At 55.9% G+C, this 26,109-nt stretch carries 20 protein-coding genes and 3 tRNA genes; 7 read left to right on the top strand and 16 right to left on the bottom strand.

All coding sequences use genetic code 11. From position 1 onward, the window contains the following. Nucleotides 1–59: 59 nt before the first annotated feature. The 15 genes from MCM46_08335 to serS all read right to left on the bottom strand — a co-directional run bounded on the left by MCM46_08335 (nt 60) and on the right by serS (nt 13,821). Nucleotides 60–1,577 carry a leucyl aminopeptidase gene (locus tag MCM46_08335; GenBank protein MCG3111815.1) on the bottom strand — a complete coding sequence of 506 codons (1,518 nt, stop codon included), beginning with the start codon at nt 1,575–1,577 and terminating at the stop codon, nt 60–62. A gap of 13 nt (nt 1,578–1,590) precedes the next feature. Then, the gene (locus MCM46_08340) at nt 1,591–2,226 is read right to left on the bottom strand and encodes a radical SAM protein (protein ID MCG3111816.1); all 636 of its coding nucleotides are present in this window, start codon (nt 2,224–2,226) and stop codon (nt 1,591–1,593) included. Then, nucleotides 2,223–2,420, bottom strand: coding sequence for a hypothetical protein (locus MCM46_08345; protein MCG3111817.1), 198 nt, complete (start codon nt 2,418–2,420; stop codon nt 2,223–2,225). The genes MCM46_08340 and MCM46_08345 overlap by 4 nt, the downstream gene beginning before the upstream one ends. A gap of 222 nt (nt 2,421–2,642) precedes the next feature. Then, on the bottom strand, nt 2,643–2,840 hold the full coding sequence (gene rpsU, locus MCM46_08350; protein ID MCG3111818.1) for a 30S ribosomal protein S21: 198 nt from the start codon (nt 2,838–2,840) through the stop codon (nt 2,643–2,645). A 265-nt stretch (nt 2,841–3,105) separates the two neighbouring features. Then, nucleotides 3,106–4,590 (bottom strand): ATP-binding protein, encoded by a 1,485-nt coding sequence (locus tag MCM46_08355; protein ID MCG3111819.1) that lies wholly within the window; start codon nt 4,588–4,590, stop codon nt 3,106–3,108. Further along, nucleotides 4,587–5,477 (bottom strand): hypothetical protein, encoded by an 891-nt coding sequence (locus tag MCM46_08360; protein MCG3111820.1) that lies wholly within the window; start codon nt 5,475–5,477, stop codon nt 4,587–4,589. Before MCM46_08360 ends, MCM46_08355 begins: the two co-directional genes overlap by 4 nt. Before the next feature lie 15 nt (nt 5,478–5,492). Next, entirely contained in the window at nt 5,493–7,487 is a 1,995-nt protein-coding gene (locus tag MCM46_08365; GenBank protein ID MCG3111821.1) for a TonB-dependent receptor, read from the bottom strand. A 287-nt stretch (nt 7,488–7,774) separates the two neighbouring features. Beyond that, nucleotides 7,775–9,799: a diguanylate cyclase gene (locus tag MCM46_08370; protein MCG3111822.1), complete on the bottom strand. Its 2,025-nt coding sequence runs from the start codon at nt 9,797–9,799 to the stop codon at nt 7,775–7,777. Between the two features lie 42 nt (nt 9,800–9,841). Next, complete coding sequence (locus tag MCM46_08375; protein MCG3111823.1) at nt 9,842–10,279, bottom strand: response regulator; 438 nt, start codon at nt 10,277–10,279, stop codon at nt 9,842–9,844. An 11-nt stretch (nt 10,280–10,290) separates the two neighbouring features. Continuing rightward, entirely contained in the window at nt 10,291–11,058 is a 768-nt protein-coding gene (locus MCM46_08380) for an ATP-binding protein (GenBank protein ID MCG3111824.1), read from the bottom strand. Nucleotides 11,059–11,364: 306 nt separating this feature from the next. After that, a tRNA-Arg gene (locus MCM46_08385) sits at nt 11,365–11,441 on the bottom strand. A 12-nt stretch (nt 11,442–11,453) separates the two neighbouring features. Beyond that, a complete protein-coding gene (locus MCM46_08390) occupies nt 11,454–11,990 on the bottom strand; it encodes a DUF2155 domain-containing protein (GenBank protein MCG3111825.1) in 537 nt (178 codons plus the stop codon). A 47-nt stretch (nt 11,991–12,037) separates the two neighbouring features. Next, nucleotides 12,038–12,131, bottom strand: a tRNA-Ser gene (locus tag MCM46_08395). Nucleotides 12,132–12,309: 178 nt separating this feature from the next. Then, nucleotides 12,310–12,395 (bottom strand) — tRNA-Ser (locus tag MCM46_08400). A 142-nt stretch (nt 12,396–12,537) separates the two neighbouring features. Continuing rightward, nucleotides 12,538–13,821, bottom strand: coding sequence for a serine--tRNA ligase (serS, locus tag MCM46_08405; GenBank protein ID MCG3111826.1), 1,284 nt, complete (start codon nt 13,819–13,821; stop codon nt 12,538–12,540). 175 nt (nt 13,822–13,996) lie between these two features. On the opposite strand from serS, the gene metH reads away from it, so the two are divergent. The 7 genes from metH (at nt 13,997) to MCM46_08440 (ending at nt 25,555) form a co-directional block, all read left to right on the top strand. After that, entirely contained in the window at nt 13,997–17,452 is a 3,456-nt protein-coding gene (gene metH / locus MCM46_08410; GenBank protein ID MCG3111827.1) for a methionine synthase, read from the top strand. 88 nt (nt 17,453–17,540) lie between these two features. After that, entirely contained in the window at nt 17,541–17,852 is a 312-nt protein-coding gene (locus MCM46_08415; protein ID MCG3111828.1) for a pyrimidine/purine nucleoside phosphorylase, read from the top strand. A 24-nt stretch (nt 17,853–17,876) separates the two neighbouring features. Next, nucleotides 17,877–18,461: a DnaJ domain-containing protein gene (locus MCM46_08420; GenBank protein ID MCG3111829.1), complete on the top strand. Its 585-nt coding sequence runs from the start codon at nt 17,877–17,879 to the stop codon at nt 18,459–18,461. Between the two features lie 198 nt (nt 18,462–18,659). Next, nucleotides 18,660–24,110 (top strand): PAS domain S-box protein, encoded by a 5,451-nt coding sequence (locus MCM46_08425; protein ID MCG3111830.1) that lies wholly within the window; start codon nt 18,660–18,662, stop codon nt 24,108–24,110. Continuing rightward, the gene (locus MCM46_08430) at nt 24,107–24,739 is read left to right on the top strand and encodes a response regulator transcription factor (protein ID MCG3111831.1); all 633 of its coding nucleotides are present in this window, start codon (nt 24,107–24,109) and stop codon (nt 24,737–24,739) included. Before MCM46_08425 ends, MCM46_08430 begins: the two co-directional genes overlap by 4 nt. A 208-nt stretch (nt 24,740–24,947) precedes the next feature. Then, nucleotides 24,948–25,187: a response regulator transcription factor gene (locus MCM46_08435; protein MCG3111832.1), complete on the top strand. Its 240-nt coding sequence runs from the start codon at nt 24,948–24,950 to the stop codon at nt 25,185–25,187. Further along, entirely contained in the window at nt 25,187–25,555 is a 369-nt protein-coding gene (locus tag MCM46_08440) for a response regulator (protein MCG3111833.1), read from the top strand. Before MCM46_08435 ends, MCM46_08440 begins: the two co-directional genes overlap by 1 nt. 5 nt (nt 25,556–25,560) lie before the next feature. Here the strand turns inward: MCM46_08440 and MCM46_08445 are convergent, their stop codons facing one another. Next, on the bottom strand, nt 25,561–26,106 hold the full coding sequence (locus MCM46_08445) for an NUDIX hydrolase (GenBank protein ID MCG3111834.1): 546 nt from the start codon (nt 26,104–26,106) through the stop codon (nt 25,561–25,563). Between the last annotated feature and the right edge of the window lie 3 nt (nt 26,107–26,109).

Genomic DNA, 26,109 nt, shown 5'->3' on the forward strand with positions numbered 1-26,109 from the left:
AACTGGTGTAAGGGGCGTGATTGATCCCGCCCACCCTGAGGCACAATTAAATTGCGCCTCTACTTCTTTTTCTGCTGCTTGGCGAGATTCGCCAGATACTGGACCAAAAGGCGAAGGCCGGTTCCGGTCGATCCTTTGGGAATATAGGGACGCGGTTTCTCCCCGTTCCACGAGGTTCCGGCGATATCGAGATGAACCCACGGCGTCTCCCCGACGAACTGCTTCAGGAAGAGGGCGGCGGTGATGCTTCCGCCGGGACGGCCGCCGGTATTTTTCAGGTCGGCGATCTCGCTCTTGATCTGATCGTGATACTCTTCCCAGAGCGGCATCTCCCAGACCCGCTCTCCGGTCTCGTCGCTTGCTTTCTGAATTTGGGCGGTCAGCTTTGGATCGTTTCCGAAAAGGGCCATTGCATGATGGCCGAGGGCGACGACGCAGGCGCCGGTCAGGGTAGCCAGATCGATCATCGCCGCCGGCTCGTAGCGCTTGGCATAAGCGAGCGCATCGGCCAGGCAGAGACGCCCTTCGGCATCGGTATTGATCACCTCCACCGTCTTTCCGGCGAGGGTCGTGAGGACGTCGCCCGGATGCATGGCGGTCCCGCTCGGCATATTGTCGGTGGCCGGGAGAACGCCGATGATATTGAGGGGGAGCTTCAACTGGGCGGCGACCCGCATCGTCCCCAAAACCGTCGCGCCGCCGCTCATATCGTATTTCATCTGCTCCATGTTCTCCGCCGGCTTCAGCGAAATGCCGCCTGAGTCGAATGTGACCGACTTGCCGATGAGGGCGACCGGGCGTCCTTTTTTCTTGGCGCCGTCATACTCCAAAACGATGAACTTCGGCGGCTCCACCGTTCCACGGGCGACGCCGAGGAGAGCCCCCATTCCGAGCCGTTCCATGTCGGCGCGCTCGAGCACCTCCAGGCGAAGGTGGTAATCGGAGGCGATCTTCTTCGCCTCCTCCGCCAGGCGGCTCGGCGTGACCACATTCGAAGGGGTGTTGCAGAGATCCCGAACGTAATTGGCCGCCTCGGCAATCAACTTCCCCCGGAGGGCCCCCATCTGGATCTCGACGACCTTTTTGTCGTCCGGCTCGATCAGGGCGCATTCCCGGACCTCCTTCGGCGGGGTCTGCCGGTCGGTTTTGTAAACCTGGAACTGATACAGCCCCAATACCACCCCCTCCACCATCGCCTGCGCCATATCCTGGACCGACGTTCTGGGAAGTCCCTTGCCGTGAATCTGGGTCGCGAACTGGCGGAAGCCCATCTCACGAATCTGCGTGGCCGCCCGTCCCATCGCTTGACGGATCCGATCAAGGGTCGCCTCGGCCCGCTTGCCGAGCCCCAACAGAAGAAGCCGCGGCGATGCGATCTTTCGATCGGTCCGGACCAGGAGCGTCTGAAGAAATTTTCCGCCGAACTCCTCTGTGGAGAGGACCTCTTGGATCTTTCCGCCGATCGCCTTATCAATCGACATCACCTCGGGCAGGAGCCCCTCTCCTTCATAATGACCGAGGACAAGGATCTCCGTGGTTTGCTTCGTGAGCGGTCCCCTTTGAACCTTAAATTCCATTCACACTCCCTATTTAGACCCCCCGCATCGCCGGGTCCCAGATGTATTTGTGTAATTGCAATTGAAATCGGACCGGAAGCTTCTCTTCCAAGATCCACTCGGCCAGCTGCCGCGAATCCATCTGATTAAAAACGGGAGAAAAAAGAACCGGGTGATCGAGCAAGCGCGGATGTTGCGACAAGACCTCCTTGGCCCAATCATAATCGGCCCGATCGGCAATGACGAATTTGACTTCATCCCCTTTTTTTAATCGGCCGAGGTTCTCCCAATGGACGGCATGGCTCATCTTGCTGCCGGGGCACTTGATATCCATAATGATCACGGCGCGAGGATCGACCCGATCGATCGGAATGCTTCCGCTGGTCTCGATTAAGACAACGTACCCTTCATCGAGCAGCCGGGTCACGAGGGGATAGACCTCTTCTTGAAGCAGCGGCTCGCCTCCGGTGACTTCGACCAGGCGGCACCCGTGACCGCGGACTTCTTGGATAACCGATTCAACGGAGCGATCCGATCCTTCATAGAAAGCATAGGTCGTATCGCACCAGCCGCACCGAAGATTGCAAAAGGCGGTTCGTACGAACACACAGGTAAGTCCGGCATAGGTGGACTCTCCCTGAATGCTCTTGAAGATTTCATTTACTTTCATAAATTATTGAAGATGCTTTCGTCGAGGGAATAAAGGGTAGGAAGGTCTGCTCTCCGGCGCTCGACCTGGCGCCGATCTTTGATCCGCCGCTGATCGTGACGGCGATCCAAACCGGCGACGGGAAGAATCTGTGTCCGACGATCGGGGCCATAGCCGCGCGTCATCTGCCGCCGCTCTTGATTTCGTCGCTCCACGCCTGCCTCCAAACCGTTGAGATTTTAACAGGTCGTCTCATGGAGGTCAAGTTGGAAGATGGCGCCTGGAGGACGGTTCTGAGCGTACCTTAAGAAAGCGATGAACGACGGGGAGGGACCGGACTGCCGTCTAAGACAGCCGCATGTTCTCTTCGAATGATCATTCTCTGGAAGGGATAAGACCGGACCGTTCCCTTTTTAAAGCAAAGAGAAAGAGAGGTCTTACGGATTCATTGTGGTGGAGATACGTTGCGCCTTCAGACGTTTTTTCCTCGCCTCTTTCTGCTTTCTCTTTCTTTTGACGGAGGGTTTTTCGTAGAAGCTTCTGCGTTTGAGTTCTTTTAAAAGACCCTCTTTGGCCAATTGCCGCTTCAGGGCTTTTAATGCTTTCTCGATCTGGTTCTCGTAGACTTTGATCAAACAGTTCTCCTTTCCGACCGGATGGAATCCCCGACGGATCAATGCTAAACAGTGTTAAATTAAAAAACCCCCAGAACGTGAGGAGCTCTCTGGGGGCAGAGCTGATGGCGAAGAGTGAACGCAATTATTACCTAGTTTTTGATGATTGTCAAGAAAAATGATGCCAAAAAAGGACGATCGATCGAACCTGCGCCGGGGATAAGCGATCATGACTTCATTGATAACGGGATCCATTCCCAATGTTACATGAAATATTGTACTCCCCTTAAGTCTCTTCCAGTTTCGGAAATCGAACAAAAAATGTGCTTCCTTCACCCTTTCTCGATTCGATCCAGACCTTTCCGTGAGCCAAGTCGACGACCTTCTTTACAATCGTCAGCCCAACCCCCGTCCCCTCCACATCCAGATCCTTCAATCGTTGAAAGACGCCAAAAATCCTGTCGTGGTAATCTGGATCAATTCCGATACCGTTGTCCTTCACATAAAATTCCACCCACTCTCCACTCTCTCTCCCGCCGATTTCAATTCGCGGACAGGGCTGATCTCCCATAAACTTTGCCGCATTGGTAATCAGATTCTGAAACAACTCCATGATCTGTGTGCGGTCGAAGAGGAAGTTTGGAAATGTCGGATGGATGACGATTTCAATTCCCTTTCGGGCAAAACGCTCTTGATGGATTTCGAGAACTCTCTCAACGACCGACCGTACCTCGACCGGCTCCGCCCCCTTCTGCGCGCCCACGCGAGAGAGCGCCAGCAGATCCATAATCATCAGTTCCATATAATCGGCATTGTCGATGACCCGCCGCAGGTAGTGCTTTCCTTTCTCATCGAACCGATCGGCATAATCCTCCATGAGAATCGAAGCCATTCCCTGCATGGAGACCACCGGCGACTTCAGGTCATGAGAGATGGTATAAATGACCGATTCCAGCTCTTGCGTCCGTAGCTTGACCTCTTTTTCCAAATGGGTATGCGCCCGGTCCAACTCCTCACTCATCTGATTGAAACTGCGCGCCAGAACACCCAATTCATCGTTGGAAAAGGCCTGCACCATCGCGCCATATTCCCCGCGGCCGATCTTCTCCGTCCCTTCGACCAGAATCCGAACCCGCCGGAGAACTTTCCTCATCGACACCAAGGAAATTCCGAGGGCGATCAAGCCGGTCACCGCAAGAATCCAGGACATCTGCAGGGTAATTCGTTTCTCGGTCTCCATCATCTCCGCCATCGACAAACCCAATCTCAACGTCCCCAGGCGGGTCGTCTCCTTCAGCTCTTTTCCGCCGAACAAAAGAAACTCTTCTTCCGTGGAGGCTGCTTGAACCGACCAGACCGGGAGTGAGACATCGACCACCCTTTGATCGGCCATCCCGATCTCGCGGTACCCCGGCTGGGTCAATCGGAGGGCTTCCTGCGTCACAGGATCTTGGTAGACCTTTCCCTTCTCGACTACATTGGTGTGGGCCAAGACACGCCCCCTTTCATCGAGTGCAACGGCATAGAGCGCTTCCGTTCGCTCCATCGCCTCTTGCAAAAAGGCTAAAAGCAGATCTTCATCCTCCTCTTCGAAGGCCGAGACAATCTCACCCGGCTCACCCCGCAGGCCGGTGGTCTTTAAAATCCCCCGCTTGGCCACCTCTCCCACGAGAATGGAATGCACCCCTCTTTTCGAAAGGAGGATACTGGCGCCCCCGGAAAGGAGCGCGATGGAGATGATAAAAATCAGAAACTTCGTTCGAAGCGTCACGGAAGCACTTTATCGGCCCTCTGAAGGGCTTCTTTCGGAATCTCCAGCCCTGCTTTTTCAGCCGCCTTTACATTGATCGTTACTTCTGCCTTTTCAGGGTAAATCGTTTCGAGCGTCCACTCCCCCGAGAGCACCCTTTGGGCCGCAAGGCCGGCTGCGCGGCCCACCTCGCGAAAGCTGCTCGATACCGATGCGGTGGCCCCCTGCTGAACGAATCCCGCCGTAGGGGCGTAAAAGGGGATCCGGTTGGACCAGGAATACTCTTTCAAAATGGAGAGATTCTGAGCGCTGACGAGGACGGGGTCTGGAAGGAGCCAAATGGCATCGGCCTTCCTAAAAAGGTTTCGAAGGCGATCGGGAAGATCACCCGGGTCGTTCAACCGTTCCGACAAAATGTCGATTCCGATCGACTCCGATGCCTTTCGAATCTCCTGGAGGTACGCCTCAACCGATTTTGAAGACCAGAGAACCGCAAGCCGCTTGAGGCCCGGCTGCATTTCCTTGACCCTCGCGAGAACGGTCGCGGCCCTCGGAAGGATATTTACTTCGATGGAGAGCCCTTTCCGATCCCGCAATCCCAGCTTCGTCCCGGGGGCCATGCCGTAGATCAGGACGACCCTGTCGGGATAATCCCATTGTGCCGCCTTCCCCCCGAAGGCGACGACGACGCGGGTCTCCAGAGAGATCCGCGGAGGACCTTCCATGATGGGAATGGAGGGGACGGGACGGCCGAACGCTTCTTGAAATCCCTCAAACGCCTCGCGATAGGGACCCCATTCGGCGCTGAGGATCGCGACGACCTCTTGTGCGGACGCTATTTCAGGGGCGGTAAGGAAAAAACCAATCAGACAGGTGATTTGAATCCATTTTCCCGAGGTTTGCCTCATTCATCGACTCATGACTCAATAGATGACCGAGACGCCGCCGTAATACGTCTTCGGGATTTCGAGGAAGTCGGGAAACTCGCGATGATTCGGACTCGCAAGATTTTTCCCCCCGATGAAAAACTCGACATCTTTGATCGGATTGTAGGCAAGCCGGGCATCGACGCGCCAGTAGGGAGCCACCTCAACAATCTCGGATTGCCGTGAATTGGTGATCGCGTAGCTGCTTTTGTATCCGGCGTTGACGCTGGCGGAAAGACCGACGGCGATCCGGAAGATCCCGCCGAGGTTGACCTTGTGCTTCGGTGTCGCTTCTTCGATCAAGACCCGGTCGGCCTCGGTGAAGGTCGATCCATCGTCATCGATTGTTTCATAGGTATAGTTGACATAGACCGATCGCGCCGGAGCGAAGCGGTAGGCCAACTTCAGCTCAGCCCCTTTTGCAGTCGCCTCCCGGCTGTTATCGAATGAGAAGGTCGTGGGGGTTGGGAAAGGGAAGAAAGAACCTTGCTGCTTCACGAAGCTTGCGGTGAGATCGTCGAATTGCATATAAAAGAGGCTCCCTTCGGCCTGGAGACGCCGGTCGAGATAGGCGCCGTGATAGCCGATCTCATAGGAGTGAAGTTTTGACGGCTTCAAATCGGGGTTCCCTTCCATGATCACGGTGAAGTCCGACTGCCGGTCGACCCGGGCTTCCCACATAGAAGGGACCGTCGGTGCCGCTGAATACGACGCACGTAAAGCATGGTCGGTTCCCAGTGCATAGAGGGTTGCAATCTGATAGGCCGGCTCCGTTCCTCCGGTGTCCGACCGCTCGAGTGAGGCGGCCACCACAACGGTCAACGCTTCGATCACAACGATCGACTGTTGAACAAAACCGCGGACGAGGGCATTTTCCTGTTCCGGCTCCGATCGGAAAGCCTCGTCGGATTCCGCGACCGAAAGACGATAACTTCCTCCCCAGGTGGTCTTCAGCCGGCCCTCTCCCCAATTGATATGATGAACCGCCTCGACATCGCTCTGCGTGTAATCGACTTCAAAAGTCCCTTCAAAATCGGGCTCCGATTTCTGGGTGAATTTGTTGTAAGAAGCCATCAGCTCCAGCGTCGAATCGGCGCCGAGCGGCAGGGAGCCCTTCAACATTCCGAAGGCGTTCCGGAATTTTCCCTCCCGCTCGAAGGCCATCCCCATTTCATCCCAGGAGCTCCCCGCGAAGAATTCCAAGCCGAAACGGTCGGTCGGATTCCAGAAGCCCCTCAGATTGGTTTTATGAGAGGTCAGGAAATCTTCCGCCGGAGGGATGGTGAAAAAGGGATTCGGATCGGAGGGCGCGTTGTGGAAGCCATCCTCATTCCAGAAACCGTAGCTCAAGCGATAACCGAACCGATCCCCGGCCGACTCATACGCCGCTCCCGATTGAAAAAGATCAATATTGCCCCGAAGAAGGTATGCGGAAGCGGACCGCTCCGACGACGGCTTTTTCGTAATAATGTGAATGACCCCCAGCGCCGCATTCGAGCCGTAGAGGGCGGCGTTCGGACCCCGGACGATCTCAATCCGCTCGATGTCCTGAAGCTGGACCGGAAGCTGCTCCCAATAGACGCCCCCGGAATAGGCGTTGTAAACACTGCGGCCATCGACGAGGACCTGGAGGCTGTCGACGAACTCTTCCGGAAATCCTCTCACCGAGACGATCGCCCGATTCCCGTCGACCGACCGCCCGTCAAGGACATCCACCCCGACGCGAAACCGCAGAAGATCCCAGAGGTTCGTCGCCCCCGAGGTCCGGATTTCTTCACCGGTGATCACCTCCACCGCCACCGGGGCTTCCCGCACCGGCTGCAAGCGCCGGGAAGCCGTGACCGTCTGCGCTTCGTGCGCAAAGAACTCCAACTCCGAACGCCCCTCTTCGGCCGCCGAGACCGAGGCCGCCGCACTGAAGAGCAAACACGCTCCGATGATTTTACTGCAACCGTTTCTCCATCGTTTCTTTTTACCAAAAAACAGACGCATCTTCGTTCCTCTGCAGAGTCGGCCTGACGCAATGAATGGATCAATCATCTGAAATACCTTATTGGAATCTAAACGGGATGGCGGCGGATCATCCCTATAAAGGATAGAAAAAATGTAACACAGAACTGCATCTTGTCAATGGAACGCGCTTCGCTCGCAAGATGACCTCCCGGTCGGGAAAGAGCGGCGACGTTCACCCGTGACCGCCGAAACGTTTTCCGCCATGGACGGCTAAAAACAAACCCGTTTTCTTTTTGTAGACGATCGGCCCTTTCATCGGGCGAAAATCAGGCCGGCTTTCTTTTATCCAAGATTTCGAGGAAGGTTTTCACCACTCCCGGATCAAATTGGGTGCCGGCGTTCTTCCGGAGCTCTTGGACCGCCTCCTCATGCGACATCTTCGGTCGGTAGGGTCGAACCGAGATCATCGCATGATACGCCTCGACCACGCCGAGGACGCGGGCGAGAAAAGGAATCTCCTCTCCTTTTAACCCGTTCGGATAACCTTTGCCGTCGTAGCGTTCGTGATGGTAGAGAATGGCCGGAAGAACAGACTCCAGATTGTGTGATTCTTTGATCAGCATCTGCGCCAGGCCGGGATGGGCTTGAATGATTTTTCGCTCCTCGGTCGAGAGGGGGCCCGGTTTATTTAGAATGCTGTCGGGGATGCTCACAATGCCGATGTTGTGGAGGAGGCTCGCGAGCTGCAAACTTTGCTTCTCCTGCTCGCCGAGGTTCAACGCATCGGCAAGAAGAAGGGCATATTCGATCACCCCTTCGGAATGACCCCGCGTGTAGGGGCTCTTCGCATCGATCACGGCGGCCAGATCTCGGATGGTTTTTATCTCCGGATTACGCAGGAGCTCGGTCAATTTGTTCTGATCCTTTTCGATCGCCGCCTTGAGCGTATCGCAGTAGCGACAGACCCGGTTGCGGCCGTCTTTTTTTGCGAAGTAGAGGGCCTGATCGGCGGAAAGGATCAACTCCTCTCGACGCCTTCCGTCTTCCGGGAAAGAAGCAACCCCGATGCTGATGGAAAGGTGAACCCGATGCCCTGTCGGCGTGATGAAGGGGCCGTCGTCGATTGCTTTTCGGATTCTCTCTGCGACCTTCGCGGCATGAATGCCGATCGTCTCGGGGAGAATGACCGAAAACTCCTCTCCTCCATACCGGGCCGGAAAGTCGACGTTACGGATGCACTTTTGGATCACCTTGACGATCTCCTTCAGGATTGCGTCCCCGATCGGATGCCCATGGGTGTCGTTAAAAACTTTAAAATGATCAATGTCGAGCATCAGCAGCGAAAACCCTTTCCCATATCGGCTCGCCCGCTCCGTCTCCTCACCCAATCGCTTCTGAAACTCCCGATGGTTGTAGAGGCCGGTGAGGCTGTCGGTGGCCGCCCTTTTTTCGACCTCCTCCAGAAAGCGGGCATTGTCCAGGGCCACGGCGGCATTGACGCAGAGGGTCGACAGGAAATCTTGGTCCTCGGAAGAGAACCTCCCCTCCTTCTGATTGATCAGGTTCAATACCCCTAAAGTTCGAGCCTCGCGAACGAGCGGGATCGAAAAAACTTGGCGAAGCGGAGTTTGGAGAGAGGGCGTCGTCCCCTTCAAGGGATGCTCCCCCGGATTTTCGATCAGGACGGGTCGCTTTTCCTGGCACGCCAAACCGAAGAGACCGAGCTTCGAAAGGGGCCCTTGAGGAATCCCCCCCTCGAACGACACGCCGGCAAAGGCGGTCTGGGAAATATGCCCTTGTTCCGCATCGATGAGAAAGAGAAGCGCTCCTTCCGCCTCCATCAGCTCTTTTGCCCCTTCGACCAAGGTATCGCTTAAAACCATCGTTTTTCGCTCGGTCGCCAAAGAGAGGGAAAGTTCATACAGACGGTGAACCCGTTGCGCGTTCTTCTCCAGACGGCGTTTCAGCCTGGCTTGGTCGATGACCTTCCGGGTCACGGGGGGGAGGGTCTGGTGATAGTTCTGGCTCTTAATGATGTAGTCGCACGCTCCCCGCTTCATCGCCTCTACCGCAATCTTCTCATCCCCTTGTCCGGTCACCATGATCACCGGAACGGTATAGCCCTTCGTCTGAATTTCGCTCAAGACTTCGATTCCGTTCATCATCGGAAGGCTGTAATCGAGAATGACCGCATCGAAACGCCCTTTCCCCAGCGCCTCCAGGCAGGCCGGACCGGTTTCAACGGGGGTAATGCGGATGTCGGGATCCTTTTTCTGAAACGCGCGCAGGGTCAACTCCCTCTGATCGACATTATCTTCCACAAGTAAAATCTTGACCGGCTCATTCGCCATGCCGTTCTCCATCTAAAAACGACCCTTCCATTATTCCGTTTTTTACGACGCGTCCGACTTCGGCGGCCGATTGACCAGCAGCCAATAGAGCTTCAGCGATTTGACCTTCTCAGAAAATTCAGTAAATTTCACCGGCTTGGTGATGAAGCTGTTGGCGCCGAAACTGTAACATTTGAGCGCTTCTTCATCTCGATCCGACGTCGTCAACATGATAACCGGAATGACACGGAGATCTTCGGTCTCTTTTATTTTTTTTAGGACCTCAAGGCCGTTGACCTTGGGAAGATTGATGTCGAGGAGGATCAGCCCGGGCCGGGGGGCGTTCGCATAAGGCTCTTTTTTAAAGAGATAATCCAGCGCCTCTTGGCCGTCTTTGACCCAAGCCACTCTGTTCGCCACGCTTCCGCTCTCCAGTGAACGGCGGGTCAATTCGGCATGGTCGGGATTATCTTCCACCAATAGAATTTCGATCGGCTCCATTTCCCATTCTCCTAACATCGACCGACGGGCAGAGTGAAGTAAAAAACGGCCCCTTCTCCTTTGTTTGACTCGATCCATATATTGCCGCCTGCCAGATCCAGGATCTTCCGGACAAGCGCAAGTCCCATCCCCGTCCCATCCGTCTCAATCTCTTTAAGACGTTCGAAGACGCCGAAAATGATCTGATGATACGGCGGATCGATTCCGATGCCGTTGTCCCGGACGTAGAAGGTAATGCCTGCATCGGCCGCAACGGCGCCGATCTCGATCACCGGATCGGGCTGATCGCCCATAAACCGAACGGCGTTGCCGATCAGATTCGAGAAGAGCTGCTCCAACGGCGTCCGAGCGAAAAGAATCTCCGGCAACGGCGAGCGGATTTCCACACGGATCTTTCTTTGCGTGATCTCCTTCGAAAACTTCCCCAAGACATCCCGGACGACGGCATCGGCTTGAAGCCGCTCCGGGTTTGCCTCTTTTCTTCCGACTCTGGAGTAGGCAAGCAGATCGGCCAAAAGGCGCTCGATCATCCCCGCGTTCGCCATCAGCCGGCTCAGGTAGTGCTTCCCCTGCTCGCCAAGCTTTTCGCCGTAATCTTCAGAAATGATCGATGCCATCCCGTAAAGGGAAACGACCGGAGCCTTCAAGTCGTGCGATACCCGATAAACGAAGGTGTCGAGCTCCGCCCTGTTTCGATCGAGCTTTTGACGCAACGCCTCGCATTCCGTCTGCAGAGGAGCACATTTCGGACAGGCCTGGCCGTTCGGGATAGGGGTCATCCTCACCTTCTCGTTTGCAGGAAGAAAAAATCGTGATTACGCGAGGCACCGCGGGCCGTGATCGACCTACGGAGGATTATATTCTTTCTCGGACACCTCTCCTCCGGGAGTGCCCTACCTCATTGGGATATAGCAGGAAGACATCCAAGAGAAAATGTAACATAGATTGTCTTCTTGTCAACGAACGGCAAAACGGATGCAAGGTAAGGAAGGTCGAAGCGTCTACAGTGGACTCTTAAAGGAGTTGGTGCGGATTATTCCTTTGGGTGGAACCCGGGTGCGTGCAGTCGTAAAAGAGGAAAAGGATGGTGCGCCCAGAGAGATTTGAACTCCCGACCCCTTGATTCGTAGTCAAGTGCTCTATCCAGCTGAGCTATGGGCGCGATGGAACGATCTTAAGCGGAAACCACATCCTTGAGGGTAACGGCAAAACGGGGATGCTGGAAGGGGTGCATCGTTGGGAAGAGAGAGAAGAGCCATCCCTTGAACAGCTCTTTGCCGTTCTCCGAAATGATGACGCGGACGGCGGGATTCTTCAGCTCGTTGCTCACCGAGGTAAACACCGTCCCTTGAATAATCAAATCGGGGAGAAACTCGCCGACCTTCACCTTCACCGCCGAATCGGGAAGGGTATACTCCTCCCCCAAATTGATGGTGTGCTCGGTGATCTGATGGGTCTGTTTGTCTTCGACCATCAATTTCACCGCCTTCCATTTCCCCTTCACCATATCCGGGATGACGATCTCGGCATTGCTCAGATCAGGGACATCGGAAGGCCGATTCGTCGGAGGGTGCTCACTTCTTTGAACCTGCTGCGCCTGCGGAGCCGGCGGCGGCGCGGAAACCTCCTCCATGTAATTCGCTTCCTTCTTATCGCATGCAGCAAAAAGAAGGAAGATGACGAGAAGCAGGGCGGTCTCTTTCTGTTTCATAATACTCCTTCATTCATCAACATCCCCAAAAACGCGCCTGGGGAATTTGGCGGAGAGGCAGGGATTTGAACCCTGGATAGAGGTTTAAGCCCCTATGACGGTTTAGCAAACCGTTGCCTTCAGCCGCTCGGCCACCTCTCCATTTATATGTAGGGCCCGTGCGGCAACGGAAAAAGAACGGTCCTCCGATGCCCCACACCCGCGGCTCGGACAGGCTAAGCCTGTTCCTCGCCTTTATTTTCTGAGCCCCGCGTTTCGCGACGGGTAAAGCCAGTCGCTTATTCTAATCGCGCGCGAGGCGCATTTCAAGTTTTAAGATTGGCGGAGGGGGTAGGATTCGAACCCACGACCCTTTCGGGTAACGGTTTTCAAGACCGCCGCCTTAGGCCACTCGGCCACCCCTCCATTATATGTGGGGCCCGCGCTAAGTGCTGCCTGTTGATTCCAGATCTTCACACCAGATGCGCGATGCCCCACACGCTACAATCGAGTCTTCTGATCTCAGATCTTCTCACCAGGTGAACCTTGGCCCACATCCGTTGCCTCGTCAGTCCGCTTTCCCCTTCCCAATCTTCTCCACTCCGTCCATGTAGGGGCGCAGCGCTTCTGGGATCACGACCGATCCGTCTTCCTGCTGATAATTTTCGAGGATCGCCACCAACGTTCGCCCGACCGCCAGGCCCGAACCGTTGAGGGTATGAACGTACTGGACCTTGCCGCCCGCGGTTCGATAGCGGATTTCCGCGCGGCGCGCCTGAAACGTCTCGAAGTTGCTGCAGGAGGAGATCTCCCGAAACATCTGCTGCGAGGGAAGCCAAACTTCGATATCGTACGTCTTGGCCGCCGCGAATCCCATGTCGCCGGTGGAAAGCGCCATCACCCGGTAGGGAAGCGTCAGCCGCTGCAAAACCGTTTCGGCATTGTTTAAAAGCCGTTCCAGATGATCGTACGACGCTTCGGGCTTGGCAAACTTGACCAGTTCCACCTTATTGAACTGATGCTGCCGGATCAAGCCGCGCGTGTCTTTGCCGTACGAGCCGGCCTCCCTCCGAAAACAGGGGGTGTACGCGACATGCGAAATCGGAAGCTGCGCCTCGGCTAAAATCTCGCCGCGGTAGATATTGGTTACCGGAACTTCCGCGGTCGGGATGAGATAATAATCTTCATCCTTCAACCGGAAGAGGTCCTCCTCAAACTTCGGGAGCTGTCCCGTCCCGGTCATGCTTTCCCGATTGGCGATAAACGGGGGCAGGACCTCCTGATAGCCATGTTCCCGGGTGTGAAGATCGAGCATAAAATTGATCAACGCCCGCTCCAGCCTCGCCCCGGCCCCCTTGTAGAGGGTGAAGCGCGCCCCGGTGATCTTGGCCCCCCGTTCGAAATCGAGAATGCCGAGCGCCTCGCCGCTTTCCCAGTGCGGCTTCGGCTTGAATGAAAACGGCGGCGGCGCACCCCACCGGCGGATCTCCTGATTATCCCGTTCATCTTTTCCGACGGGAACTGACGAATGGGGAAGGTTCGGAAGCCGCAGCAAAAAGGGGCCGATCTCTTCTTCGGTCTTTTTCAGCTCCCCTTCGAGCTGCTCGATCTGCTGAGCCACCTCTTTCATCTCTTGCAGGATCGGATCGATCGGCTTTTTTTCCCGCTTGGAGCGGGCGATCTCCTCGCTGGCCTGGTTCTTTTTCGCCTTGAGGCCCTCGATCTGCGCCTTCAGCGCCCGCTGCCTCTGATCCGATTCCGCCCAGGCGTCAAAGGAAATGTCGAGCTGGCGATCGGCCAGCCGCTTTTTCACCTCCGCAAGATTCTCTCTGAGCAGCTTGACGTCGAGCATTGGATCGATTTCAACCCTAAAAATATTTGCTCAATCTAACATGTTGATGGGAGAGAGTCAATCGGAAGAACGAGGGAACACCCCCGCTTTTGCATAGAAAATCATAAAAAAAGATGGAGGTGGACCTCTCTTTCTGTTAGAATTAAAATTCATTTTTCACGGAGGGATTACTTACTTGGGAAGCGATCAGATAAAAGCACGCCTGCGCGAGCGAATCTTGGTCCTGGACGGGGCGATGGGGACGATGATCCAGGCCAGAAATTTGACCGCCGCCGATTTCGGCGGGCCGGAGTTGGAAGGATGCAACGAGAACCTGAATCTCACCCGCCCGGACGTCATCCAATCGATCCATGAGGCCTATTATGCCGCGGGAGCCGATATCGTCGAGACCAACACTTTCGGCGGGACCGGAATCGTTCTGGCGGAGTACGGCCTTCAGGATCAGGTCCTAGAGATCAACCGCGCGGGGGCGCAGGTCGCGAAAGCTGCCGCAAAGAAATATTCCACCCCTGCCAAGCCCCGGTTCGTCGCCGCCTCGATGGGGCCGACGACCAAGGCGATCACCGTCACCGGCGGGGTCACTTTCGATCAATTGGTCGAGGCCTTCGCGCTGCAGACCCGTGGATTGATCGAGGGAGGGGTCGATCTTCTCTTGTTGGAAACGGCCCAGGACACGATCAATCTGAAGGCGGCCGGGATCGGCATCCTCCAGGCCCAGAAAGAGATGGGGATCGAGGTCCCGATCATGATCTCGGCCACCATTGAACGGACCGGAACCATGCTCGCCGGTCAAGGGGTGGAAGCCCTCTACGCCTCGCTGGAGCATCTCCCCCTTCTTTCGATCGGCCTGAATTGCGCCACCGGTCCGGAGTTTATGACAGACCACATTCGCTCGCTCGCCAACATGGCGACCTGCCTCGTCTCGGTCTACCCCAACGCGGGCCTTCCGAATGAAGAAGGAAAGTACGAAGAAACCCCCGAATCGCTCGCCGCCAAGCTTTCCCGGTTCGTCGACGAGGGGTGGATCAATCTGATCGGCGGCTGCTGCGGGACCACCCCGGCGCATATCACGGCGATCTCAAAAATGGTCGAAGGGAGAAAACCGCGCACCCCGAAGGGCGCGCTGAAACCGGCCGTCTCCGGGATCGACTTTCTTCTGATCGAGGAAGAGAACCGTCCGGTGATCGTCGGCGAGCGGACCAACGTGATCGGAAGCCGGAAATTCAAAGAGCTGATCATCGACGGGAAAATCGAAGAGGGGGCCGAGATCGGCCGGGCGCAGGTCCGAAACGGCGCGCAGGTGATCGACGTCTGCATGGCCAACCCGGACCGGAATGAATTGGCCGACGTGGAGGCCTTTCTCCAGATCCTGAATAAGAAGGTGAAAGCGCCGATCATGATCGACTCGACCGATCATCGGGTGCTTGAAGCGGCGCTCAAGCTCTGTCAGGGAAAGTGCATCGTCAACTCGATCAATCTGGAAGACGGCGAGGAGCGCTTCGAGCTGGTCGTCCCGCTCTTGAAGAAATACGGCGGCGCCGTGGTGGTCGGTTGCATCGATGAAGACCCCGTCCAGGGGATGGGGGTCACCCGCCAGCGGAAGATCGAGATCGCAAAACGCTCCTACGACCTGCTCGTGAACAAATACGGCCTGGCCCCGCGGGATCTGATCTTCGACGCCCTGGTCTTTCCGGTCGGAACCGGCGACGCCAACTACATCGGCTCCGCCCCGGAGACGATTGAAGGGATCCGACTGATCAAGGAGACCTTCCCGGAATCCAAAACGATCCTGGGGGTCAGCAATGTCTCCTTCGGTCTTCCGACCGCCGGCCGCGAAATCCTCAACTCCGTTTTTCTCTACCATACCGTCAAAGCGGGACTCGACTATGCCATCGTCAACGCCGAGAAGCTGGAGCGTTATCCCTCCATCCCGGAGGAGGAGCGCCGTCTCGCCGAAGACTTAATCTTCTGGCGGGGAGCGGACCCGGTCGCCGCCTTTGCGGCCCACTTCAAGGACAAGAAGGGAATCGCCAAGAAGGTCCGCGCCGACCTTCCCCTCGATGGGCGGCTCGCCCGCTACATCGTCGAAGGCTCCAAAGAGGGTCTTATTGACGATTTGGAGCTGAAGCGGAAGGAAGCGACGCCGCTTGAAATTATCAATGGCCCCTTGATGACCGGCATGGATGAGGTCGGACGGCTCTTCAATAATAACGAGCTGATCGTGGCGGAGGTGCTGCAGTCGGCCGAAGCGATGAAGGCGGCGGTAAGGCACCTGGAGCAATTCATGGAGAAGAGCGATACCGCTGCGCGCGGGACGATTCTCCTGGCGACGGTGAAAGGGGATGTCCACGACATCGGGAAGAACCTCGTCGAGATCATCCTGAGCAACAACGGCTACAAGGTGGTCAATCTCGGGATCAAGGTCCCGCCGGAGACGCTGATCGAGGCGATCCGGAAGGAGCGGCCCGATATGGTCGGCCTCTCCGGGCTGCTGGTGAAATCAGCCCAACAGATGGTGATCACCGCCCAGGACTTCAAGACCGCCGGCGTCACCGTGCCGATCCTGGTCGGCGGAGCGGCCCTCACCAAGCGCTTTACCGACACCAAAATCGCTGCGGAATATCCGGGACCGGTCTTCTACGCCAAGGATGCCATGAACGGGCTCGACCTGGCCAATCAATGGGTCGATGAAACGCAGCGCCCCGGGCTTCTGAAGAAGACCGAGACGGAGCGGAGCGCGATGGTGAAGATCGCCGAGGGGATGGAGAAGAAGCCGCAGCCGGCGGCGCAGGCCCGCGCCCGATCGAACGTGCGGCGCGATGTCCTCCTACCGAAGGCCCCTGATTTTAATTTTCACGCAATCGACGAGGGGCCGCTCCGGGAGATCTTCGCGTACATCAACCCGTCGATGCTTTACGGAAAGCACTTGGGGCTGAAAGGAAATCTCGAACGGCTCCTCGCCGACCACGACGAGCGGGCGGAAAAGCTTCATGCCTCCGTGGTGGCCATGCAGGAAGAAGTTCTCGCAAAGCGAACCCTCACCGCTCAGGGGGTCTATCGCTATCTTCCCTGCCAGGCGCGGGGAGAGGATCTGCTGATCTACGATCCCGCCGATCCGGCACGTCTGCTCGAAACATTCACCTTTCCCCGGCAGCCGGGGGGAGAGCGGCTCTGCCTTTCCGACTACTGCCGCGATGTGGACTCGGGCGAGATCGACTCGGTCGCCCTCTTCGTCGTAACGATGGGAAAAGGGGTTCGCGCCCTCTCCACGCAGCTGAAGGAGGCGGGAGAGTATCTCCGCTCGCACCTGCTTCAGGCGATCGCCATCGAGGGAGCCGAAGGCTTCGCCGAGTGGGTGCACCAAAAAATTCGGAACGACTGGGGCATTCCCGATTCTCCGGAGATGACAATTCAAGATGTCTTGAAGAACCGATACCGCGGCATCCGGGTCAGCTTCGGCTACCCCGCCTGTCCGAATCTCGCCGACCAGCGAAAGCTCTTCCGGCTGCTCGACGCCACCGCCAAGATCGGCGTGGAGCTGACCGACGGCGACATGATGGACCCGGAGGCGTCGGTCTCCGCCCTCGTCTTCCACCACCCCGAGGCAAAATACTTCCGGACCGACACGTAATCCAGGCATTTCCAAGGGGTTTGGCAGGGGCTCAACATATTGAACCTCTGCCAAACCAAAACCCGACAGATAAAATGGGGCGCCATCCATGTTTAAAAACGTCACGGTAAAAAAAGCGGCCAATGTCTTCTTCGACGGAAAGGTCACCAGCCGGACGGTTCTTTTCCCGGACGGCAGCCGCAAGACCCTCGGCATCATGCAGCCGGGCGAGTTCGAATTTAAAATCGGCGATCAAGAGATCATGGAGATTCTCTCCGGCGATCTGGAAGTGTTTCTGGAGGGAGAGAAGGGATGGAAGCGGATCAAAGGGGGAGAGCAGTTTACCATCCCCGCCCGAACCACATTTAAGCTAAAGGTCCACAGCCTGACCGATTATTGCTGCAGCTTCGTCAAGGCGTAATCTTCTCGAAAATGATCGCATGCCATGGATGAAGATTTCCTTAAAAAGCTCAGTGACCGAAAAGGCCGCCTCAAGCGTCGCCTGATCGAGCTGAATGAAACGATCGAAATCGATCTCGCCTTCGCGGTCGATCGATACGACGATGCCCGGGGTCACTCCTTCTTCACCCTGGAGGAACGGCTTCAAGACTTTCAAATGCTCTTCCAAAAGATTTTAGAACAGGTCGATGAAGCGACGACCCTCGCCGACCTCGACCGGACCGCAGGCCGCGTCTCCTACGTGGAAGATCGCCTCGACGAGTTGGAAAGCCAGCTCTATAACCGGCCCCGAAGGAAACGCCGGCGGCCGTTCAACCTCGCCGATTTTTTCAGTCAGTTCAGCCAAAATGGCTCGGAAACCGCTTCCCATGGAGAGATTTCCTCTCTGACACAGGCCTACCAAATCTTGGGGGTGGAGGAGGGAACCGGCATGACTGAAGTGACCGCCGCATTTCGCCGCTACGCAAAGGAGTATCACCCCGACGCCCGCGGAGGGGATCGAAGCACGGAAGCCGAGCTTCGAAGGGTCGTCGAAGCGTATCAAATGATCAAACAGCACCTGGCCGATTAAGTGGCGCATCGATGAATAAGGAGGATCCGGAAGAAGATCTTCATCTCCCCTCTTTCCGCTCGGCCGTTCCCCTCGAGCATCGGCCAAAATGTACTTGATTTTACTGGCCAGGATGGTACGATAGAGCACCCAGCCGCCTTGGCAAGGTGGCTCTAATGCCATCGAAATCGGAATCTGACATAAGGAGTACACACGCTCTTGAAGGCAGCCCCTCTTCAGAAGAGGACACCAGGAGCATCCATTCACCCTCTGCAGAAATTCATCCATTCTCTTTTCCTTGCCCCTTCCGCCGTTATTGTCCTCTCACTGACCCTGACTCTCACCGGGATCGCCTGGTATTTTACACAGCGGAGTATTGAAAATAACGCACACGCCCGTTTTGATAGACGTGTCGTAAGAGCATCCAGGGCAATTGAGGAACGCATTCAGACCTACATCGATACCCTTCTGTCCATGCGCGGTCTCTTTGCGGTAAACCAAAATATCACCCGGGCCGACTGGAGAAGATATATCGAATCGCTCCAGTTACAAAAACGTTATCCCGGCATTTACGATCTGATCTTTGTCAGATACGTACCTAAATCGGAACGGGCTGAATTCGAAAGACAGGTGCGCAACGATACGAGCATCGATCCAAAAGGTTATCCCGATTTTTCGATTCATCCCGAAGGAGATCGCCCCGAGTACTTCCCCGTTGAATTTACAGAGCCGTTCTCACCCATTCCGGTACAGTTCGGCTTCGATATCGGAAGCGAGCCGGTCCGACGGCAAGCCCTCGAACAAGCGCGCGATACAGGTCATCCCGCCTCGACCGGACGGATTATCCTGGTCGGGACCGAGGAGGTCGGATTTTCCATTCGGGTCCCGGTCTACCGCAATGGGCTGCCTCAGACCACAGTGGAGGAGAAACGCCGCGCCCTGATCGGATTCGTCGCCTCCGCGTTCACCACGAAGAATCTCATGGAGGAGGTCCTCGGCGGCAATTCCATGCTCGACTTTCAATTTGAGATTTTCGACGGTGGAATGGAGAAGACAACCAATCCCCTTCCCCTCCTAACGAAAGAGAGACTGCTTTACGACAGCAATGACATTCTGGGCGCCAACACCGGCAACAATCCCCCCCGATACACACAAATCGCCTCTTTGGATATCGCAGGTCGCCATTGGTACATCTACTTTTCCACCCATGCCTCCTTCCTATCGGAAATAGAAGAAACCCTTCCTTTCCTTATTCTTTTCGGCGGGGCGACGTTCTCCCTGTTGCTCTCGTACATTACCTGGTCGACGACGACCGCGCGCCGGCGCGCCATCGACCTCGCGGAGAGCATGACCGTCGATCTTCGGGATAGCGAAGAGCGCTTTCGGGCGATTTTCGATCGGGCCCCTTCCGGAATCGGCGTGGTCGATCTGGAAGGACGTTTTATTCAGGTGAATCAGAGTTATGCCGCCTTCCTCGGCTATACGCGGGAAGAGCTGCCGGGACGGACGTTCCAAGAGATGACCCATCCGGACGACCTGACGGCGAGCATGACGGTGAAAGAGGAGCTGGCGGCCGGAAAGGCTGATAAACATCGATTTGAAAAACGCTATATCCGCAAAGACGGTCGGATCGTTTGGGGCGATATCACGGTCTCTCAGATCAACGACCCCTCGGGAAAGCCGAAGTATTTTGTTGCAGTCGTGGACGACATCACCGAGCGGAAACAGATGGAAGAAGCGCTGCGCGAGACCAACCACACCCTTCAAGCCCTCATTGAGGCCTCCCCCCTGGCCATTATCACCCTCGATCTGGATGGTACGGTCAAAAGCTGGAATTCCGCCGCCCAACAGATTTTCGGATGGAGTCCGGAAGAGGTCATCGGCCGCTTCAATCCCATCGTCCCCAAAGAAAAAGAGAATGAGTTTAAAGGATTGGTAAAGGCGCTTCTGCAAGGAAAAGTTTTTTCCAATCTCGAAGTCAACCGTCAAAGAAAGAACGGCTCCCGGGTCGATGTCAGCTTATCCACCGCACCGTTGCGGGACGGGCAAGGTCATATCCGAGGGATCGTCGGAATTCTGGCCGACATGACGGTGCAGAAGCGGGCGGAGGAAGCGCTGCGGAATAGTGAAAGTCGCTTCAGACGGGTCATTGATTCCAACATGATCGGCATTGTCTTCTCGGACGTCAACGGAAATATCACGGAGGCCAATGACGCTTTTCTTCAAATGGTTGGATATACCCGCGAGGAGCTTCGCTCGGGGGAAATCAGCTGGAAAGAGATGACCCCCTCCGAATATCATCCTCTGGACATGAAAGGCCTCGATGAGATGACCGCCACCGGGGTCTGCGCTCCTTTTGAGAAAGAATTTATCCGCAAAGACGGAAGCAGGGTGCCTGTGATGATCGGCGCCGCCTTCCTTGAAGGCTCTCAGGAGAAGACGGTCGGTTTTGTCGTCGATATCACCGACCGCAAACGGGCCGACGAACGGCTGCGGGAAAGCGAAGAAAAATATCGGCTTTTGTTCGAGAACAATCCGTACCCGATGTGGGTGTTCGATCTGGAGACGCTCGCTTTTCTGGCGGTCAACGAAGCGACCGTATCCCGCTACGGCTATCATCGGGAGGAGTTTCTCTCGATGACGATCACAGATCTCTGCCCCACCGAAGATATACCTCTTCTCCTCAAGAGTCTTCCGGAGATCAACACCCGGGTCGGCCCGGGGGGGATCTGGCGAAACAGAAAAAAAGACAGGACGGTGATCGACGTGGAGATCACCGCGGATCTGATCTCCTTCTCCGGAAGGAAGGCCAAACTTGTCCTGGCCAACGATGTGACCGAGCGCCTCCGCGCGGAAGAAGCGCTCCGACAGAGCGAGGAACAGTACCGGCTCCTATTTGATCGAAATCCCCACCCGATGTGGGTCGTCGATCCTCCAACGCATGCTTTCTTGGCGGTCAATGAAGCGGCGATTCGTCATTATGGTTATTCAAGAGAAGCGTTCCTTCGGATGACGATTTGCGACATCCGCCCGCCGGAAGAAGTTCCGCTCTTGCTCGGCTATCTCCAAGAGGCTGCGCATCGGGAAACATCTTCGGACCCGGTTATGGGCGGGGTCTGGACACATCGAAAAAAAGATGGAAGCCTCATCGAGGCCGAGATCACCTGGAATCTGATCCTCTTTCGGGGAAAGGAGGCCCGGCTGGTTCTGGCCGAGGATGTCACCGAATCGAGAAAAACCGAACGGGAACTGCAAGATTCAGAGCGCCGGTTTCGACAGCTGGCGGAGAACATCCATGAGATCTTCTGGATCGTGGAATTCTCCCCTTTCCGAATGCTTTACATCAGTCCCGCCTACGAGCAGATCTGGGGACGCGCCTGTCAGAGCCTTTATGATCAGCCGAAATCATTTCTGGATGCGGTTTATCCCGAAGACCGGGTCCGTGTTCTCGACGCCATGGAGCAACAAGGCCGGGGAGAGCCGACCGACACCGAATATCGTATCATTCGGACCGACGGCTCCGTTCGCTGGATTCGGGATCGGGGCTTTCCGATCAAAGACGAATCGGGAAAGGTCTACCGCGTGGCCGGGGTGGCCGAAGACATTACCGAGCGTCGCCAAGCCGAACAGGCCTTGCGTGAAACGAATGAGACACTTCGCGCTTTGATTCATGCCTCTCCCTTGGCGATCTTCGCCCTCGACTCGGAAGGAAAGGTAAAGATGTGGAACCCGGCGGCGGAGCGGCTCTTCGGCTGGAGAGAGTATGAAATTTTCAATCAGCGATTCCCGATCCTCCCCGTGGATCAAGAGGAAGAGCTGGATCTTCTTCAAAAACTGGTCTGCGAAGGGAAAGGGTTTACCGGATTGGAGACGTGCCATTCCCGAAAGGACGGATCGTCGGTCGATATCAGCATCTCCGTGGCTCCCCTCCCCGGCTCGGAGCCGATGATGACCGGTATTGTCGCCGTCGTGGCCGATATTTCGGATCGCAAAAAAACGGAGGAGGCGCTCCGGAAGAGCGAAGAGCGTTTTCATCTCGCCACACGCGCCACCAACGACGCCGTCTGGGATTGGGATCTGATCACGAACTCGCTTTGGTGGAATGAGAACCTTCAAACCCTCTTCGGCTACAGGCCGGAGGAGATCGAGCCGGGGGTCGAGTCTTGGACAAGTCGGCTCCATCCGGAAGACAAAGAGCGGGTCCTCTCGGGGATTCACACTGCAATCGTTGCTGGTGATCAGCTCTGGTCGGGGGAGTATCGTTTCCGGCGAGGCGATGGAAGTTATGCGACCGTTCTCGACCGCGGCTATATCGTACGGGACGCGGCGGGGGCGCCGGTCCGGATGATCGGGGCGATGATGGACATCACCGAGAGAAATCACGCGGAGGAAGCGCTCCGAATCAAGACGGACCAGCTGGCGGCGGTCACCGATGCGATGACCGCCTACCTCGATAATCGGGATTGGGGCGAGACCAGCTCCCTTCTCCTCCGGTCGGCCCTCCATCAAACAGAAAGCGAGTACGGCTTTATCGGCGTGGTCGTTGAGGGGCCGGCCTTCCGGATTCTCGCCACCGAGGGGATTGATGTGGGACCGATCAAGAGTCGTCCGTTCTACACGGAGGCTCTCCGGATGGATGGAGAACAGGAATATCTTGAGTTACACCAGTTCGATAATCTGTTCGGAAAGGTGATCCAAAGCGGAAAGGTCGTCCTCTCCAATGACGCCGCCACCGATCCCCGGTCGGGGGGAATTCCGCCCGGACATCCTTCCATGCGCAATTTCCTCGGTGTTCCGATCATCCGGGAAAACAAGGTGGTGGGAATGATCGGGATTGCGAATTGCCCCAAAGGATACAGCGGAACGGAGCAGGCGGGGCTTGAAATCCTCTCCCATGCGACAGGGATTCTGTATGATAATTACCGGCGGCGGGAAAGAGAGATCGCCCTGGAAAATCAGCAGAAGAGTGTCGAGAAGGAATTAAGACGATCCCAAGAGCAGTTGCGCAATCTCTCAAGCCGGCTTCACTCCATGGTGGAAGAGGAGCGGACCCGCATCTCAAGGGAAATTCACGACGAATTGGGGCAGCTATTGACAATTTTGAAAATGGAACTATCATGGCTGAAAAAACGACTGCCGAAAAAAGAGGCGTTGTTGCGAGACCGGACGAAATCGATGGCGAAGCTGGTCGACACCACCGTCCAGACCCTCCGGAAGATTTCAACGGAATTGAGGCCGGGCGTTTTGGATGACCTCGGGCTCACCGCCGCCATTGAATGGCAGGTTCAGGAATTCCAAAGTCGAACGGGGATGCGCTGCCACTTTACCGTTCGTCCGGAGGAAATTCTGCTCGATCCCGATCGGTCGACTGCGGTTTTTCGAATCTTCCAGGAGACGCTCACCAACATCGTCCGCCATGCCAACGCCGATGAAGTCGCGATCCTTCTGGAAAAAACCGAGGAGAACCTGATTTTGGAGGTCAAAGACAACGGAAGAGGGATCACGCAAAGCCAGATTACGAATTCAAAGTCACTTGGACTCTTGGGAATACGTGAAAGGGCCCTCCTCTGGGGAGGGACGGTCCAGATCAACGGCGTTCCCGGAAAAGGAACCATCATTACCGTCCAGATTCCACTTCATCAACCGACCGACGCCGGAATGAAATCATGATTAAAATTCTCATCGCGGACGACCACGCGATCGTCCGAAGAGGGTTGAAGCAGATCCTAACAGAAACAGCCGACATGGTCGTTGCCGGGGAAGCGCACAACGGTCAGGAGCTGCTCGAAAAAATGAGGAGCGATCAGTGGGACGTGATCGTTCTGGATATTTCGATGCCGGGCCGCGGAGGCCTCGATATCTTGAAGCAGTTGAAGAGCGAGCGGCCGAAGCTCCCCGTTCTCATGCTGACCATTCACCCGGAAGATCAATACGCCGTCCGCGTGCTCCGGGCGGGGGCGTCCGGCTATTTGACGAAGGAGAGCGCCCCGGATCACCTCGTCGAGGCGATCCGGAAAGTCGCCCGAGGAGGGAAATATATCAGCCCGCATCTGGCGGAGCGGCTTGCCTTCAACCTGGAGTCCATTTCCGAGCGGCCGCTTCACGAAGCGCTCTCCGACCGTGAATTTCAAGTCCTCCGCCTCATCGCCTCCGGAAAAACGGTCAAAGAAATCGGCGAGGAGCTCTCACTCAGCGTAAAGACCATCAGCACTTATCGAACCCGCATTCTTGAGAAGATGAAGATGAAAAACAATGCGGAGATGACCCACTACGCCATCCAACAAAAGCTCGTTGAATAACGCGGACCTCCCTAATCCTCAACACCTGTAGACTTTGTAGGACAAACACCTACGAACATACCAGTCGGCGTCCCACAAAATAAACAGACCGAATCCGATACTCATTTCAAGCCTTCCCTTCTATATTTCTGACTAGCTATATCAATGGGGGTATTGTCCGAGGTCGGACGCCGCCCATTGTCAATAAATCAACTAGGAGGGATGAGAGATGCCGGAAGCAAGGGCGTTGACCAAGCGAGAACAAGAAGTGATCCGTTTGGTTGCAGAAGGATTTAAGAATCGAGAGGTCGCGGAAAAACTCGGGATCCGGGTTAAGACGGTAGAAACGCACCGGGCCAACATCATGAATAAACTTGCCCTCCGAAACGTGGCCCAGTTGATCCGGTATGCCATTCAAAAAGGATTGGTTAAAATCGATCAAGAGGCTTTTGAGGAATCGATCCGCTGATGAAGCGAATTCTCGTCGTCGACGACGAACAACTCCTCCTTGACCTTGTATCACATCTTCTTTCCAAGATCGGTTATCACGTCGATCAAGCGATCGATTGCCGGGAAGCCGCAGGGAAATTAAAGGAAAAAGGATATGATGCCATCTTCCTTGATATGAAGATGCCATTTATGGATGGGAAGGGATTCTATGAGAAGGTTCAGGCCCACTTTCCAGAGATGGCAAAGCGGATCATTTTCTTAACGGGCGATATCGCAAACCAGTCGACGACCGAATTCATTCAGGAGACCGGCAATCTCCATCTTCACAAACCGTTCACGATAAAGGAATTCAAGGCGGTCCTCGACCAGCTTTTTCAGTCGGTTTAAAATTTCTAAACCGCTTTTAGAACGATCTGTCGATACCAGAGAAGCGCCAAAAGCGTCTTGCTGTCGATGATCTTTCCTGAAAGCCCCTGCTGATAGACCTCTTCGAACGGAAGGAGCACCACCTCGATGAACTCCCCGGGATCGGTATGCGCATGGGGGTTGGGACGGAGATCACGGCCGAGAAAGACTTCGATCTTGCCGGTTGAAAACCCGACCGAATGGTAATAACCGAAGAGGAAATCAAGCCGCTCCGGCCGCATCCCCACCTCTTCTTCGCACTCCCGCCGCGCCGTTTCGGCCGAGCGCTCCCCCATTTCTAAGATCCCGGCGGGAATCTCCAGCGTGACCTGGCCGATCGCCGGCCGATATTGCCGGACCAGATAGACATTCCCTTCCGAGTCGATCGGAAGAATACCGACCGCGTCCGGCGGGGAGACAATCTCCCGAAGCGCCTCCGTTCCATCGGGAAGCCGGACAATTTGCTCCTCGGTCCGGATATACTTTCCCTGATAAACCACCGTTTTCCGAATTAACTTTTCTTCCAGATCCAAGAA

The organism is Candidatus Manganitrophus morganii, assembly GCA_021651055.1.
GTDB lineage: Bacteria > Nitrospirota > Nitrospiria > SBBL01 > Manganitrophaceae > Manganitrophus > Manganitrophus morganii.

Excerpts from the sequence above, each read along its gene's own strand:
- MCM46_08335 (MCG3111815.1), bottom strand. The coding sequence starts at position 1,577 with ATGGAATTTAAGGTTCAAAGGGGACCGCTCACGAAGCAAACCACGGAG.
- MCM46_08340 (MCG3111816.1), bottom strand. The coding sequence starts at position 2,226 with ATGAAAGTAAATGAAATCTTCAAGAGCATTCAGGGAGAGTCCACCTAT.
- MCM46_08360 (MCG3111820.1), bottom strand. The coding sequence starts at position 5,477 with ATGAGGCAAACCTCGGGAAAATGGATTCAAATCACCTGTCTGATTGGT.
- MCM46_08365 (MCG3111821.1), bottom strand. The coding sequence starts at position 7,487 with ATGCGTCTGTTTTTTGGTAAAAAGAAACGATGGAGAAACGGTTGCAGT.
- MCM46_08370 (MCG3111822.1), bottom strand. The coding sequence starts at position 9,799 with ATGGCGAATGAGCCGGTCAAGATTTTACTTGTGGAAGATAATGTCGAT.
- MCM46_08375 (MCG3111823.1), bottom strand. The coding sequence starts at position 10,279 with ATGGAGCCGATCGAAATTCTATTGGTGGAAGATAATCCCGACCATGCC.
- MCM46_08380 (MCG3111824.1), bottom strand. The coding sequence starts at position 11,058 with ATGACCCCTATCCCGAACGGCCAGGCCTGTCCGAAATGTGCTCCTCTG.
- MCM46_08390 (MCG3111825.1), bottom strand. The coding sequence starts at position 11,990 with ATGAAACAGAAAGAGACCGCCCTGCTTCTCGTCATCTTCCTTCTTTTT.
- serS (MCG3111826.1), bottom strand. The coding sequence starts at position 13,821 with ATGCTCGACGTCAAGCTGCTCAGAGAGAATCTTGCGGAGGTGAAAAAG.
- MCM46_08415 (MCG3111828.1), top strand. The coding sequence starts at position 17,541 with ATGTTTAAAAACGTCACGGTAAAAAAAGCGGCCAATGTCTTCTTCGAC.
- MCM46_08420 (MCG3111829.1), top strand. The coding sequence starts at position 17,877 with ATGGATGAAGATTTCCTTAAAAAGCTCAGTGACCGAAAAGGCCGCCTC.
- MCM46_08430 (MCG3111831.1), top strand. The coding sequence starts at position 24,107 with ATGATTAAAATTCTCATCGCGGACGACCACGCGATCGTCCGAAGAGGG.
- MCM46_08435 (MCG3111832.1), top strand. The coding sequence starts at position 24,948 with ATGCCGGAAGCAAGGGCGTTGACCAAGCGAGAACAAGAAGTGATCCGT.
- MCM46_08440 (MCG3111833.1), top strand. The coding sequence starts at position 25,187 with ATGAAGCGAATTCTCGTCGTCGACGACGAACAACTCCTCCTTGACCTT.